Origin of the sequence: Bittarella massiliensis (ex Durand et al. 2017), assembly GCF_017566145.1 — a bacterium.
Classification (GTDB): domain Bacteria; phylum Bacillota; class Clostridia; order Oscillospirales; family Ruminococcaceae; genus Bittarella; species Bittarella massiliensis_A.
In genome coordinates this window covers 1-207 of the sequence record NZ_JABFCL010000430.1, presented here as the reverse complement: position 1 = coordinate 207, position 207 = coordinate 1, and the positions used below count along the sequence as shown (strand labels likewise).

Genomic DNA, 207 nt, shown 5'->3' with positions numbered 1-207 from the left:
AAAAAAGCGATATGGTATTTATACCGGATCCGGACACGGCGGCCGTAGATCCCTTTGCAGAAATTCCTACGCTGACGATGAGCGGCGATGTATGTGTAATCGGTAAAGACAGCAATACCCCGTTTGACCAGTATCCTAAAAATGTATGCAAGAAATCAGTTGAATATATGAAGGAACAGGGAGTTGCCGATGAGATGCTGATCGGGC

Annotated in this window: 1 pseudogene; it reads left to right on the top strand. The window is 45.9% G+C overall.

Annotation, left to right across the window (positions count from 1 at the left end):
* Window positions 1–207, top strand: a pseudogene (glnA, locus tag HJY11_RS14945) (glutamine synthetase); the annotation flags it as partial.